12 protein-coding genes are annotated in these 13,597 nt (G+C 59.8%); 6 read left to right on the top strand and 6 right to left on the bottom strand.

Translation table 11 applies throughout. The features are described 5' to 3' along the window. The first annotated feature begins 213 nt into the window (after positions 1–213). From AC1DPF_RS17725 to AC1DPF_RS17705, 5 genes are all read left to right on the top strand, one after another. Entirely contained in the window at positions 214–1,059 is an 846-nt protein-coding gene (locus AC1DPF_RS17725; protein WP_477870527.1) for a helix-turn-helix domain-containing protein, read from the top strand. Between the two features lie 99 nt (positions 1,060–1,158). Next, positions 1,159–1,911 carry an SDR family NAD(P)-dependent oxidoreductase gene (locus AC1DPF_RS17720; protein WP_477870525.1) on the top strand — a complete coding sequence of 251 codons (753 nt, stop codon included), beginning with the start codon at positions 1,159–1,161 and terminating at the stop codon, positions 1,909–1,911. Positions 1,912–1,935: 24 nt separating this feature from the next. Continuing rightward, on the top strand, positions 1,936–3,153 hold the full coding sequence (locus AC1DPF_RS17715) for a sulfotransferase family protein (protein WP_477962676.1): 1,218 nt from the start codon (positions 1,936–1,938) through the stop codon (positions 3,151–3,153). Beyond that, complete coding sequence (locus AC1DPF_RS17710; protein WP_477870520.1) at positions 3,150–4,382, top strand: DUF1214 domain-containing protein; 1,233 nt, start codon at positions 3,150–3,152, stop codon at positions 4,380–4,382. Before AC1DPF_RS17715 ends, AC1DPF_RS17710 begins: the two co-directional genes overlap by 4 nt. A 49-nt stretch (positions 4,383–4,431) precedes the next feature. Beyond that, a complete protein-coding gene (locus tag AC1DPF_RS17705) occupies positions 4,432–4,926 on the top strand; it encodes a VOC family protein (RefSeq protein ID WP_477870518.1) in 495 nt (164 codons plus the stop codon). 59 nt (positions 4,927–4,985) lie between these two features. Here AC1DPF_RS17705 and AC1DPF_RS17700 read toward each other — a convergent pair whose 3' ends face one another. From AC1DPF_RS17700 to AC1DPF_RS17675, 6 genes are all read right to left on the bottom strand, one after another. Then, positions 4,986–5,912, bottom strand: coding sequence for an amidohydrolase family protein (locus tag AC1DPF_RS17700; RefSeq protein WP_477870516.1), 927 nt, complete (start codon positions 5,910–5,912; stop codon positions 4,986–4,988). After that, positions 5,896–8,076, bottom strand: coding sequence for an acetate--CoA ligase family protein (locus AC1DPF_RS17695; RefSeq protein WP_477962674.1), 2,181 nt, complete (start codon positions 8,074–8,076; stop codon positions 5,896–5,898). Before AC1DPF_RS17695 ends, AC1DPF_RS17700 begins: the two co-directional genes overlap by 17 nt. Positions 8,077–8,149: 73 nt before the next feature. Then, entirely contained in the window at positions 8,150–8,998 is an 849-nt protein-coding gene (locus tag AC1DPF_RS17690; RefSeq protein ID WP_477962672.1) for a p-hydroxycinnamoyl CoA hydratase/lyase, read from the bottom strand. 35 nt (positions 8,999–9,033) lie between these two features. Continuing rightward, on the bottom strand, positions 9,034–10,485 hold the full coding sequence (locus AC1DPF_RS17685) for an aldehyde dehydrogenase (protein WP_477962670.1): 1,452 nt from the start codon (positions 10,483–10,485) through the stop codon (positions 9,034–9,036). A 278-nt stretch (positions 10,486–10,763) separates the two neighbouring features. Continuing rightward, positions 10,764–11,213, bottom strand: a complete 450-nt coding sequence (locus AC1DPF_RS17680; protein WP_477962668.1) for a MarR family winged helix-turn-helix transcriptional regulator — start codon at positions 11,211–11,213, stop codon at positions 10,764–10,766. Between the two features lie 300 nt (positions 11,214–11,513). After that, complete coding sequence (locus AC1DPF_RS17675) at positions 11,514–12,164, bottom strand: TetR/AcrR family transcriptional regulator (protein ID WP_477962666.1); 651 nt, start codon at positions 12,162–12,164, stop codon at positions 11,514–11,516. 160 nt (positions 12,165–12,324) lie between these two features. On the opposite strand from AC1DPF_RS17675, the gene AC1DPF_RS17670 reads away from it, so the two are divergent. Further along, on the top strand, positions 12,325–13,548 hold the full coding sequence (locus AC1DPF_RS17670; protein ID WP_477962664.1) for an MFS transporter: 1,224 nt from the start codon (positions 12,325–12,327) through the stop codon (positions 13,546–13,548). Positions 13,549–13,597 lie beyond the last annotated feature (49 nt).

Here is a 13,597-nt window from a genome sequence, read left to right as displayed (position 1 = left end):
ACAGGGTTTGGGACATAGCGCGTTCCCGATGATATAGGTATCACACCCTACATGGCGCTGTCGTTCCATGAAGGACGAGAACGAGGTACTGGGGGCTCATAATCTACCCGAATTTGCAGTCGTATTCGGCTAATGCGCGCCCGTTGCTTTAAACCGCGTTGCATGGGTCCAACGATCGCTCGCATTGAATCAAGCTCGTTGTAGGAGCCGAGGATGTCATTTTCCACTGAAGCGCGCGTTATTCACCAGAATGCCGTGATCGAAGTGCGCAATTACGTCTGGATCGACCCGTTGGACGATGTCGTCGTCGACGAACATCCGGTCTTCGGCCTTTCGCTTTCCCCCGTGCCACGCGAGTCTCAAGCCTTTTTCGGAGACCTTGAAGACAACTGTGTATTCAATGCAATCGGCAAGATGCTTTTCCGTCCTGCTGCAATGCCCATGCGATTCACAAATGCCGGGGGAAAGCAGAGACTGGTGATGTGCACGGTCCCAGCCCATGGTGACGGGTCGACCTGCGGCGACCTGTTTGAGTTGCTCTCAGATGCCCGTCCGATCGCCGATCTGCGCCATGACGGCCTGGCCCTTACGCTGCGAAGGCTCGCGCAGGAAGCCTGCGAGCCGGGCTTTGCCTCGTCCGCGATGGTCGAGGCGCTGGTTACGGGGCTGCTGGTTGACTTCATTCGCATGGAGAAGCGGGTTTCCGCTGAGAGAAAGCCTAATACGGGCGGCCTAGCGCCATGGCAGCTGCGGCGGATCGACGAGGCATTGCACCATATTGACGGATCAGCGCCGGGCGTGTCCGACCTCGCCACGATCATCGGCGTGTCGCCGCGGCATCTCCTTCGAGCATTCCGAGCCAGCACCGGAATAACCGTCGTGAAGCATATAGCCCGGGTTCGCGCGAACCGCGCCTGCGAATTGCTTCTTTCGACCAGGCTTCCCGTGAAGCAGATCGCGTCGCGTTGTGGCTACGCAAGCACTACCGCGTTCGCCACCGCCTTTCGACGCGAAATCGGCCTGCCCCCGAAGGAATACAGGGCAAGGACACGCCAATAATGTCCGATTGCAGCGCCGACGTCCGTTTTGCAGACCACTGCACGCTCGCGGCAGCTCTTCCCGGCGGATAAAAGAATGGTTCGAGAGGAGACCATTCGCTTGCCCAACAAATGCACATTCGATTTTTCCGGGCGCACTGTCCTCGTAACCGGCGGGACCGCAGGCATCGGTCTTGCCATCGCGAAAGACTATGCCGCCGCTGGTGCCAGGGTCTACGTGACTGGGCGGCGCGGCGCGATCGAGGACTATGGCCCGGATCTGTCCGGCTTCGGCTATTTCCGCATGGTTGCCAACGATCCAGGCGACATTGCCGCAATCCAGCAAGGGCTGCCGCAATTGGACGTGCTGATCAACAACGCCGGTGAATCCCATCCCGGCGGATACGAGGCGCGCTTCGAGCCTGACATGTTCGAGAAGACCGTAGAGGTCATCCTCTTCGGTCCCTATCGCCTTGCCCACGCCCTGCACCCGCAGCTTAGGGCCAGCGACATGCCAGGCGGTGCAAGCGTCGTAAACCTCGCGTCGCTATCATCCTTCTTCGGCATGGATGCGGTGCCGGGCTATGGGGCAGCCAAGGCGGCGATCGTGCAGTTGACCAAGACCCTCGCTATTTCGTGGGTCGGCGATGGCATCCGGGTAAACGCTATCGCGCCCGGCAACATCCGCACCCGGATATTCGACCGCGTGATCGATGTTCCCGAAGCAGTGGCTCCACTGCTGGCCCGCACCCCCATGGCGCGCTTCGGCGAATGCGAGGAAATGGCCGGCCCTGTGCTTTTCCTGACCAGCCCCGAAGCCGGTTTCATCACCGGACAGACCCTGACCGCCGATGGCGGCTATTCGGTCGCCTGACGAAGCCTCGAGAAAGATCATATCATGCGCATAGAGGATCTTGCCGCCCCGCGTCATACCCAAGCAGCCCTTTCGCTCATGCGGGCGGCCGAAGCGGCAGCGCCCGTGAGCCTTGAGGTGGACGCCGTCCTGGATGCAGCAAGAGCAGCGACGGGGCTTACCGACTTCGGCGAAATGGATTTCGTAGAACGTCTGGCTGTCATGCTGCGCAGCGCCGACGAGGACGCGCTCAATGCGCTGGGTCGCTCATTCTTCTTCAACGACATGGTCCGCTATGCGGCAAACCGGCTGCGCGTGGAAGAAGCGGTCCGCCGGGATCCAGCCATCCTCGACATCGAAATTACGCGGCCCATCATCATCATCGGGATGCCGCGCACCGGGACGACGCACCTCGTCAACCTGATTGCCAGCGACGAACGGCTGAGGTCCCTCCCCTATTGGGAATCGCTCGCTCCCATACCGCCTGCAGCCAGCCCTGATAACCGCCGGAGCGATGCGGAGGCGGCCTGGGCGGGGCTGGATGCGTTGCTGCCGATGCAGAAGAATGTCCACGAGCTCAGCCCGACGCACATTCACGAGGAAATCGAACTGCAGATGCTCGATTTCTCCTCCTACATGATTGAGTGGACGGCACGTCCCTATCGCTGGCGCGACTGGTATCTCTCGCACGACCAGACATCGAGCTACCATTATCTGCGCAAGGTTCTGCAGGTTCTTACGTCGCTTCGCGGTCCGCAGAACTGGATATTGAAGTCGCCCGGGCATCTCGAGCAACTGAGACCGCTGATGGCGACGTTCCCCGATGCCACGATCGTGATGACACACCGCGATCCGATCGCGGTCATAGCATCCTGCCTGACCATGAATGCGTACATCGATCGCCTGCGTCGAGTGAAAGTGAATCCCGCCGAAGTGGCGAACTACTGGGTCGATCGCATCGAGAGGCTGCTGCGCGCCTGCGTGCGCGACCGTTCGATCCTGCCTGAACTCCGGTCGATCGACCTGCGCTTCGAGGATTTCATGGCTGACCAGATTGGCACGGTACGCAGCATCTACGCGATGGCCGGGCTACCCATGACCGATGCTGCCGAGGCTGCGATGGGCAGCTATCTAGAGGCACACAAACGCGACCGGCATGGCCAGCTCGAATATGATCTCGAGCAGGATTTCGGTCTGGACGTCGCCATATTGCGCGAGCGCTTCGCCTTTTACAGCGATCGCTTCGGGTTGACAGCGCGATGACCGCACAGATCCGCCAGCGTGCGAGCGAAAGGCTTCTGGCAGGCAGAGCCTGGGAGGACCTCGCACAGGTGATGATGATCGCAGGCCGCGTGATTGAACAGTTCGAGGGAATAAACGACCTCGACCGGACGGAGTGGTATCGCTTTCTCTCGCGGCTGATGCGACACGGTTTCCATCGCTATGTCGAAAATTCGGAACCGAAACGCCCTCGCCTGCTCGACACCCCGTGGCGACAGGGGATCAATTTCCAGTCGCCGGACCAGGACCACCTGATCGCCGAGTTCTTCGACGAATCCTGCGATTACAGGATTACCGGCAACCGCGGCACTGTTCCCTATTTCGTGATGGTGACATGGGAAGGCGGGTTTCCGGCAGACCACGGCGCACGCGACTGGGCGCCGCTCGGGACATCAGGCCTCCGCGAATTCGATCCGGCGGTAATGCGGGCCACCTCGTTCCTGTCCAGCGACAGCATCCGCTTCGATAGCGATGGCAACTTCACGGTAATCGTCAGTCGGGACAAACCCGACAGCGATGTGGACTGGCTGCCTCTTCGGGAAACCTCGGTCGGCGTCCTCGTCCGCACCCTCTATCATTTGCGGGAGGAAACGATCGCGCCATCGATCAGGATCGAACGATTGGATGGCGCGCTCCCTTGTCCCTTGCGGGCCAGTGAGCTTGCGGCCGGGCTGGCTCGGGTCGGGCAGATCACACTGGGTTATGCCGAACTGGTCCGTCGCTGGTGGGACGACAGACCAGGCGGATCGCCCAACCGCATCGCCTTCGACCTAGCGCTCTATCTGGCCAACGGCGGCGTGGCGGACAGGCATCACGGCTTCGGCACTTGGGAATGCGGACCGGACGAAGCCCTAGTGATGACCTTCATGCCGACGGAATGCAACTATTGGATCCTCCAGCTGTGCAACCTGTTCCAGGAGAACCTCGACAATTACGAGGACGGTCAGGGTTACCTTCAGAAGTTTCGCGCTCGATACGAAGGCGATGGATCGGTGCAGGTCATCATCGCCCACGAAGACCCCGGATGCGGCGGCAACTGGTTGGATCCCTACGGCCACGTCCACGGCACCTGGAGTCTTCGTTTCATCAAGACCGAAGGCAGCCCGCCCGAGGTAACGGTATTCCGGCTACCGCTGGAAGCTTTGCGCGCCGAAGGATTTCAGGCGCTCGACAAGCTCGACGCAATATATTCGGGCGGCCTCATGGAATGATCGAGGCCGGTTGCGGGGCGGGCGGGAAAACCAGCATCGGGAGACAGGCATGTTCTTCAGGAACCATTACCAGAACGGCTACGTCACGCGTGACATCGACCGAGCCCTGCCGCTGTTCACCTCCCGCTTTGGCGTGTCCGAATGGGTCACGTTCGATCCGGCCGAGATCCTAGTGAGGACCGCGCAGGGGCCGAGGGATTATCGCGCGCGCATGGCGCTGGGTTGGTCGGGTAGCCTGCAGCTCGAACTGATCGAGCCCCTCAACGACGACACGCGCGAACTCTACCGCGATGCGCTCGCCCCGGACATCGCCGATTTCATCCCGCGCTTCCACCATGCGGCGGTACGACGGACAACCTTGGAGGAGATGAAGCGCGAGGTTGGATCCCTGGGTTTGCCGCTGTTGATGGAAGGCGAAGTCCCGGGATTCGTATTTTGCTATATCGACATGCGGCAGCAGCTTGGTCACCATATCGAGATCGCGTGGGCGTCCGACGAGATGTGGGCTTTCAATAAGTGGCCTGCCGACAAGTCGATCGTGTGACCGCCAGTTTCCTTCCCCTCAGCCAAGGCGCCCTTTCCCGGATCGCCTCTGGGTCAAAGCTATCGCTTGACTATCGCGGATACATTAGCGGCGGACGGATCGGATGCGGTTCCAAAGAGAAGATCGAGTGCCGTTGACTTAAGGATCGGATCTCGAAGTTCTGGCTTAAAGCCTGCCTGATCGAACTCTTCGATCCATTTGTCGGGCGAAATGAGAGGAAAATCGGAACCAAAGAGAAATTTGCGTCCCAGCTGACCGTTTGCGTACCGCATGATCTGCTCGGGGAAAAAGCGCGGGTTCCAGCCGCTCAGGTCGATGAACACGTTAGGCTTGTGCAACGCCATCGACAGGGATTCGTCGGTCCAGGGCCAGCCTGGATGGGCCAGGATGATCTTCATCTCCGGGAAATCGACCGCGACGTCGTCGACGAGCATCGGACGGCCATATTTCAAGCGGATACCACCACCACCCGGCATGCCGGTGCCCATTCCACTGTGGCCCGTGTGAAACACGACGGGCAGGCGGTAGTGGTTGATGACCTCATAGAGTGGCCACGCCAGGCGGTCCCCGGGGTCGAAATTCTGAAGTGGGGGATGAAATTTGAAGCCGCGGATACCATGGTTTTCGATAAGATTGCGCGCCTCGATCGCACCCAGTCGTCCCTTGTGGGGATCGATCGATCCGAACGCGATCATGATATCGGAATTAGCCTGAGCTGCCTCGGCGATCTCCTCGTTGCGGATGCGCTTGATCCCGGTTCCGGATTCCATATCTACGGTGAACATGACGAAACCGATTTGCCGTTCACGATAATAGGCGATCGTTTCCGGTATCGTCGGGCGCTGACGGGGCGCCTTGAAATAGCGCGTTGCGGCATCCGCGAACGCGCCGAAGATCGAATCTTCGGGATCGTGACAACTCACCTCCGCGTGGACGTGAATGTCGATCGCTCTCAGTCTGGAAAAAGTTTCACGGTCCGCGCTCATCGAGTCCTCCGTCGCACTGACTTGATGGGGGCGTTGCAGCGACGAGCATGAGCGCATCGAGAGCAACTGCGCCTTGTCCATCGGGATTCACGATGACCGGATTAAGATCGATCTCCCGGATCGACGTCTCCGCAAGAAGCAGCTGTCCGAGCGCGATGACGAGCTTGGCCGTTGCCGCGACATCCAGCGGTGGCGAGCCTCGGAACCCGTGCAACAATGGAGCCTGCTTCAGCCGGTTGAGCTCGCGTATCACGCCATCGAAGGGCAGATCAGGTGCTAACAAGCGCACGTCCTGCAAAACTTCCGCGGCCACACCGCCGAAGCCGACGAGAATGACTGGCCCCCAGTCGAGATCATTTTTTGCGCCGATGATGAGCTCAACGCCGCGCTCCCCCATTTTTTCAACAAGGACGCCGTCCAGAACAAGGCCTGGCCGATGCCGAGCAATGTTGTCGTGAAGACGATGCCACCCCTCGTTGAGCGATGCCTCATCGACGATGTTGAGGATCACACCTCCCGCGTCACTCTTGTGACTCAACCCGGCGGACTGCGCTTTCAGGACAACGGGAAAACCGATGCACTTCGCGCTCGTGAGCGCGTCTTCCAGGTTCGTGCAGAACTTGCCATCCGGAAAGGCAATGCCAAGCGGTGCCAATAGCGCCTTGGCCTTGAATTCGGCGATCACGCCGCCTTGCGTCGGAAGTTCCGGCAGGACATCCAGGGGGGCGACCACGCTGCGAAGATCTCGTGCAGCGCTCTCGCTCAGTCGAGCCACTGCGCGTAGAGCGCGCTCGGTCGAGGGGAAGTAGACGGCCCCAAGGCGACGAAACTCTTCGATGTAATGATGGGCGACCCCAGCTCCTTCATCTAGTCCAGCAAAGACGATCGGCTTTTCGGGTTTTGTCTCCAACATGGCTCGTATAAGCGGCGGGAATTTAACCGCTGTCGTAACAGGATCTGTCTGAATAATCCCGACGATCACACTGCCAAAACGATCATCTTGAGCCAAGGCCGCGAGCGTCTTGTAATAAAGCTCCGAGTCTGTCAGCCCTTGGGCGGTCAAGTCGAGGGGGTTCGAGACACTTACGAATTCCGGTAGAACAGCTCGCAGTTGTGGCGCACTGGCATCGTCAATGCTGGGCAATTCGAGATCAAGGACCTCCGCAAAGTCAAGTGCAAGAGCTTTAAAGGCGCCGGATTCGCCCATTATGACGGTACCGCTTGTTCGAACCGGGGGACAGCGAAGTGCCATCTCGGCCACGTCGCCAAGCTCCTCCATCGTTTCGACAAGGATAACTCCCGCACGCTCTACCTTGACGCGCATGACCTCGTAATCGCCCGCCATCGCTCCTGTATGGGTCGCGGCGGATTCGCGCGCCGCGCCGCTTCGACCGGGATGCAGGAGGACGATCGTCTTGCCCATTGATCCAGCACGGCGTGCCGCCTCGAGGAAGCGTCGCGGGCTTCTGAACGATTCCACAACCATCACGATGACATTGGTTGCAGGGTCATCAATCAAATATTCGACATAGTCCTCGACACCGCTTGCCGCCTCATTCCCGGTGGAAATGGAAAACGAAAGACCGAGATCGCGCGAGGCGAGGGTGGTGCAAAGGACGCAGGCAATCGCTCCGCTCTGCGAGACTATCCCAATCCCTTTCCGGTTGCCGAGCGGTACAGCGCTTGTCTCGACGAAGGTCAGTGGAACTCGGTCGATGAAGTTGGTCATCCCGAGGCAGTTGGGCCCCTCGATGATCATGCCGGTGGTTGATGCGACCCTGGCGATTTCTCGCTGCTCCGCCAGGCCTTCTTCGCCGCCTTCGGCAAAGCCCGCCGAGAAGATGATCGCGGCCCCCACCTTTCGCTCGGCCAATGCCTTGATAGTCTCCAGCACGGCCACCCGCGGAATTGCCAGAACAGCGACATCGACTTGCTCGGGCAGAACCGAGACCGAAGGGATGCAGACACGCCCGCCGATTTCCGTTCGTTTTGGATTGATCAAATGGATCTCGCCCGAAAAACCATTGCGTTCGAGATTGCCCAACACGGCCGCACCGAGCGCACCAGGTTTTTCCGAAGCCCCGACGATAGCGACCGAGCGCGGCCTAAGCAGACGATCCAGCGAGGATGCGCCAATAACAGTATCCTGAATTGTGACATCCATTTTCGGTGAAGCTCCAGTATTCCAGGTCAAAGCGTTCGATCGGGCCGTTAGTGCGCAATTTCAGAAAGAATCTTCAGCCAGCTTTCTTCGACCTGTCGTATGCTCCGAGACCAGGCTTGTAAGCCTTGTCATCGATAAACTGCTTGATCCCTTGTTTGCGGCCTTCGTTATCGAAACTGTTTGCTGCCTCTTGTGCGCGAACCAGAAAATCCTCAGCATTGTCGTATGTCATCTCGCGCACTCGTCGGATTGCATCCTTCGTGGCTTTCAGCGCGATGGGATTCTTGGTGAGCAGAACCTGCGCGACTTGGGAGACACGATCGCGAAGCTGAGAGAGTGGTACCGCTTCGTTAACGAAGCCCCATTCAGCGGCCTTTTGACCGTCGATGTTCTCACCCATCATAGCGTGATACATGGCGTTACGAAAATTGGTGAGCTCGGCAGCGACTTTGGCGGCGCCGCCGCCAGGGAGAATCCCCCAGTTGATTTCCGACAGGCCGAATTGCGCCTCGTCGGCTGCGAAGGCGAGGTCGCAGGCGAAGAGCGGGCCGTAGCCGCCGCCGAAACACCAGCCGTTGACCATTGCGATCGTGGGCTTCTGATACCACCGAAGTCGCCGCCACCAACCGTAGCTCTCGCGTTGAGCCCCGCGCGTGCCGGCCAGGCCTTCCGCTTCGGTCTCGCGAAAATACTCCTTCAGGTCCATACCGGCCGTCCAGGCCGAGCCTTCGCCGGTAAGTACCAGGACCCCGACATCCGTGCGAAACTCGAGTTCGTCCAAAACACGCATCATCTGCCGGTTCAATCGGGGAGACATGCAGTTTCTTTTGTCGGGCCGGTTGAAGCTAACCCAGGCGACATTGTCTTCAATGGTGTAGGCGACTGTACTTGCTTCGACGGGGTCGATGTCTTCAAATGCCATGGAAATCTCCAGCGATATGCGTGAAGGTTGAGTGTTCAGATCGGGAAATGTCCGGGCTGGGTCTCGATGGTGATCCAGCGCAGCTCTGTGAAGCTGTCGACACCAGCCTTGCCGCCGAACTTACCGTAACCTGAGCCTTTAACACCACCAAACGGCATCTGGGCCTCGTCATGCACGGTTGGACCATTTATGTGGCAGATCCCGGATCGGACTTGACGCGCCACGCGTAGACCACGCGCTATGTCACGGGTGAAAACGGAGGCTGAGAGCCCATAATCGGTATCGTTTGCAAGCTCCACCGCGTGCGCTTCATCCATCGCGCGAACGATAGCCACGACAGGGCCGAAGCTTTCCTCGCCAAATAATCGCATCACTGGCGTCACGCGATCGACCACATGGGCCGGCATGAGGACGCCGTCGGCCGACCCGCCGTTGACCAGCGTCGCTCCATCTCGCACCGCGTCGTCGACTAGCGAGCGTACATGGTCGACGGTCGCGAGACCTACGACCGCACCCAGCGGAGTTTTGCCTTCGCGCGGATCGCCGACCGCCAAGGTGCCGACTTTCTCGCGAAACCGGTCGACGAAGGTATCGGCGATGGACTCGACCACGATAATCCGTTCGGTGGACATGCAGATCTGCCCCTGATTCATGAAGGCACCAAAAGCGGCAGCCTTAACGGCCTCATCCAAATCGGCATCATCGAGAACAATGAGCGGCGCCTTGCCGCCGAGTTCGAGTAATGCCGGCTTGAGATGCTGAGCGCAGCGCATGGCGATGATTTTTCCGACGGCGGTGGAGCCGGTGAAATTGACCCGCCGGACCGCGGGGTGATCGATCATCGCACCCACGATTGCGCTTGCATCCGATGGCGCGTTGGTAACGAGATTAACGATGCCGCCGGTCAGTCCCGCTTCGACAAAGGCCTCCACGATCAGGCTATGGGTGCGCGGACATATTTCCGAAGCCTTTAGAACGACAGTGTTCCCGCACGCGAGTGGCACGGCGATGGCGCGGGTAGCGAGAATGATGGGTGCGTTCCATGGTGCCATAGAGAGAACAACGCCGGCAGGCTCACGGACTGCCATGGACATGCAGCCTGGTTTGTCCGACGGGATAACCTCGCCGCCGATCTGAGTTGTGAGCGAGGCTGCCTCGCGGATTATTGAACTCGCCAGCGCTAGGTTGAAACGAACCCAGCCTTCCGTAGCACCGATTTCGGACATCATCGCGTCGACGAAGTCATCGACGCGAGATTCGAGGGCATCAGCTGCCTTCATCAAGGCCGCCCGACGGGCATTAGGGCCAAGTGCCGACCAGGTCGGGAAGGCGTGCTCCGCTGCCTCTACAGCCGCGATTGCATCGCTTGTGCTGGCCGCGCCCGAACGCGTCACGACGACGTTCGTCATCGAATTGGCGCGGTCGAATGTTGCCGAGCAAAAATGCGGCTTGCCACCAACGATCATGTGCACCTCGACCAAAGCCATGCTCCTCTCCTTGTGTTATGAAACATAGCATCAACTGGACATGCGTGCAAGCCACAGTCGCAATCACTCAGCCGGACACGCGCCTGCTCAATGACCATCCGGTTGGTAGTGCGCGACAATTGGCGAGATTCGGGATCATGGCGTGCAGGCTCAGACCTGAGAAATGGTCGCACCGATGCCTACGGGGCGCCTATCTGGCAGATCATGCTGGCCGTCGACCAGCTCGCGATCGACGTAAATACACGGTGATCGATACGATCATGACTCGCGATGCATGATTAAACGCGTGATCGTCGAAGCGCAGTGAGCGAATTAAGCAGATCGAGTTGCAACTGCGCCTTGAGCGAGCCGAACATTTCAACATCGTTGGCGCGCATCATCGCTTCGATCATATTGGCGGACTGCCGCCCCGCCTCGGTTGTCGACAAGCCAACCAGGCGCCCATTGGGGTTAGAGCGAAGCACCAAACCGCGATTATCCAGTGTCGCAATAATAGGTGCCATGTTCGCGCGCTTCACGCCAAGGCTGCGGCCAATGGCGCTTTGCGAAATGCCCGGGTTATGGTCGATCATCACGAGGACGGACGCTTCGGTGACCGTGAGATGCGTCGTGGACAGGCGATCGGCAAGTACGGCCATCACCAATGTTGAGGCGCGGCGGAGCTGGTATCCAATATGGCCCTCTAATGGGTTGATCAAATCGCTATCGGTTTTCAGTTCAGTGGCCATAGCCGGGAGGCTACAAAATAGCGTCAGTCATCGCAAATAGGTTTCACGGCAATAGCTGCCGAAGCAGATTAAGCATCGACAGGTTTGTTATCCGCTTTGAAAGCCCCGGATGTACGCGCGGTTTCCGCTGTCGCTGCGCAATGTCGACGACCCACGGTTCGAGCGCATCGTCACCACGAGGCGGGTCACCTCCGGTGAAGAGTTGAAGCAGCGGAACGGGGTTTGCGGGCGCGAGGCATGGCCCTACCCTATCCCAAGCCGGCAACGTCACCAGCGGTGCATTTGGTCTGACAATGCCCTTTAGCCCAGTGACAGGTGCCTGCAGATAAGTGCCATCAGCATCGCATCGATGTCCGAGACGATATCAGCGAGGCCGGCATCGTGTCCGAGGCTGGCCGCCAGACTGGTGTGCCCGACCTGAAGCATCAGGTGTCCCAGATCTCGCGCGGTGGCGGGCGGCAGCGCAGAGTCGATCGTACTGAGCCAAGCGGCAAGGCATTGCGTGATGCGTTCGTTGTGCTCGCGATAAATCTCGGCGAGCGCGGCCGAGTCGCCCATGGCGTCAACCGCCGGAAGTAGGTCAGCTCGCTCCAGATAGATGCCACGGAGCTTCTCGTGGAATTCGTGCAAGGTCGATTCGACCTCCGTCCGCCTCCTTGGCCGCGAATTAGTGGCAAACAAGCTCATGGCATCCTGAACATCCGCGAGCCAGTCCTGCACAAGATGGAGAAGGATCGCCTCCTTATTCGGGAAATACTGATAGAGCGAACCCACGGACATGCCCGCAACCCGCGCAATCGCTATGGTTGTCAGCTTGGCGGAGCTCTGTTCGTGCAATAACTCGCGGGCTGCCGCGAGGATCCGCGCAACCATCTCGCGCGAGCGCGCCTGCGTCGGTCGGCGGCGCGATTCGATCGCCTTGCGCGTCGTCGCTTTGGTGTCATCGTGCATGCGAGCCTTCTAGTGAAAAAATAACGCTTGACGACCCCCACATAACGCGAATAATTGTTCGCATTATGTGGGGGTCGTTACTCGTCACGCCGTGACTCGCGGTCATGCAGGTGAGTTGCATTTGATAATCTGTTCCATTGCATCTGAAGGATAAGGCGCAATGATGGATAAGGCGAGATGCAATTTTCTGGGAATAAAAATACCAGAATCAGCAACTATATCTGCAATAATCGTTGCGGGATCATCGACCGTATTGATCGGCGAAATGCCGATATTCGCCGATATGTTCGTAAAGTACTTCAATATCTCCGTTGGACAAGCGGGGTGGACCCTATCGGCCGAGTTTATGGGTGTCGGCGTCGGAACCGCACTTGCGCTCTTCATCCTCCCCCGCGTCAGTTGGCCGCGCCTGGCACTTGCCGCCGCCCTGCTGTCGCTCGCGGCGAACCTGGCAAGTCCAGCCGCCACAGGCGTCGCGATGCTGATGATGCTTCGGGGGCTGTCCGGGCTCGGCGCGGGGCTGCTATACTCCACCGCAATCGGAGCGGTTAGCAACGCCCGGCACCTAGGCCGCGCCTTTGGCGGCGTTGTCCTGGCCCAGAGCGTGTTTCCGGTTATCTATGCCGCAGGGCTGACTTGGACGGCGGGCAGGGTCGGTCTCGCGCCCGCGATTGCCTCTATGGCGCTGTGGTTCGCCCTTTGCGCCGCCCTTTCCTTCGCATTGCGGAGGACCGTTCCGCACCGCGCGAGCAATCCCGCTGCCGGTGCAGCGCCGGCCGGCGGCAACTGCAGCGCCTTGCCCGCCGTCCTGTCGCTGATTGCCCTGATGTTATTCATGACCAGCGTCTTCGCGTACTGGAGCTACGCCACGCGCCTGGGCATCGAACGGGGCCTCGATCCCGACATGGTCGCCAACAGCATCCCCCTGGGGTTGGTCGGCGGAGGTGTGTGCGCGGTCCTCGCCATGGTGTGCGGGGACCGACCGGGCCGGCTGCCCATGGCGGCGCTAGCTTGTGCGATGCTGCTCGCGGGAGGCATCGCCGCCGCCCATGCCGGTAGCATTGCCATGTTCGAAGGCGGTCTTACGCTTTTCTGCGGGGGGTGGTCGCTCGGCGTCGCCTATTTCATGTCGATGACGGCCTTTTACGGCCGGGACACGACGATCTCCCGCTTTATTCCCGGCGCGCAGATCCTGTCGAGCTTCCTGGGCCCGGCACTTGCCGCCGGACTGATCGGCGACGGCAGTTCCGTCGCGGCGGCAGCCCATGCGGCGGAAGTGCTAGCCTGTGCCGCCTTGCTGCTGTGCGGCCTGGTCGCCGTGACGTCGGCCTCCTTCACGCCCGCCCCCCGTCCCGAGGATACCGTCGAGCCCACAATGAAATAGGCATCGGCGCGCCGGAGCCGCGACTGACCTAATTTGACAGGAGAACGAG

Source organism: Rhizorhabdus sp. P4_G6, from assembly GCF_056401045.1.
Note: the sequence above shows the minus strand (reverse complement) of the source record. Positions and strands in the feature narration are given on the sequence as shown.

Excerpts from the sequence above, each read along its gene's own strand:
- AC1DPF_RS17705 (WP_477870518.1), top strand. The coding sequence starts at position 4,432 with ATGTTCTTCAGGAACCATTACCAGAACGGCTACGTCACGCGTGACATC.
- AC1DPF_RS17685 (WP_477962670.1), bottom strand. The coding sequence starts at position 10,485 with ATGGCTTTGGTCGAGGTGCACATGATCGTTGGTGGCAAGCCGCATTTT.
- AC1DPF_RS17690 (WP_477962672.1), bottom strand. The coding sequence starts at position 8,998 with ATGGCATTTGAAGACATCGACCCCGTCGAAGCAAGTACAGTCGCCTAC.
- AC1DPF_RS17675 (WP_477962666.1), bottom strand. The coding sequence starts at position 12,164 with ATGCACGATGACACCAAAGCGACGACGCGCAAGGCGATCGAATCGCGC.
- AC1DPF_RS17695 (WP_477962674.1), bottom strand. The coding sequence starts at position 8,076 with ATGGATGTCACAATTCAGGATACTGTTATTGGCGCATCCTCGCTGGAT.
- AC1DPF_RS17700 (WP_477870516.1), bottom strand. The coding sequence starts at position 5,912 with ATGAGCGCGGACCGTGAAACTTTTTCCAGACTGAGAGCGATCGACATT.
- AC1DPF_RS17670 (WP_477962664.1), top strand. The coding sequence starts at position 12,325 with ATGATGGATAAGGCGAGATGCAATTTTCTGGGAATAAAAATACCAGAA.
- AC1DPF_RS17715 (WP_477962676.1), top strand. The coding sequence starts at position 1,936 with ATGCGCATAGAGGATCTTGCCGCCCCGCGTCATACCCAAGCAGCCCTT.
- AC1DPF_RS17725 (WP_477870527.1), top strand. The coding sequence starts at position 214 with ATGTCATTTTCCACTGAAGCGCGCGTTATTCACCAGAATGCCGTGATC.
- AC1DPF_RS17680 (WP_477962668.1), bottom strand. The coding sequence starts at position 11,213 with ATGGCCACTGAACTGAAAACCGATAGCGATTTGATCAACCCATTAGAG.
- AC1DPF_RS17710 (WP_477870520.1), top strand. The coding sequence starts at position 3,150 with ATGACCGCACAGATCCGCCAGCGTGCGAGCGAAAGGCTTCTGGCAGGC.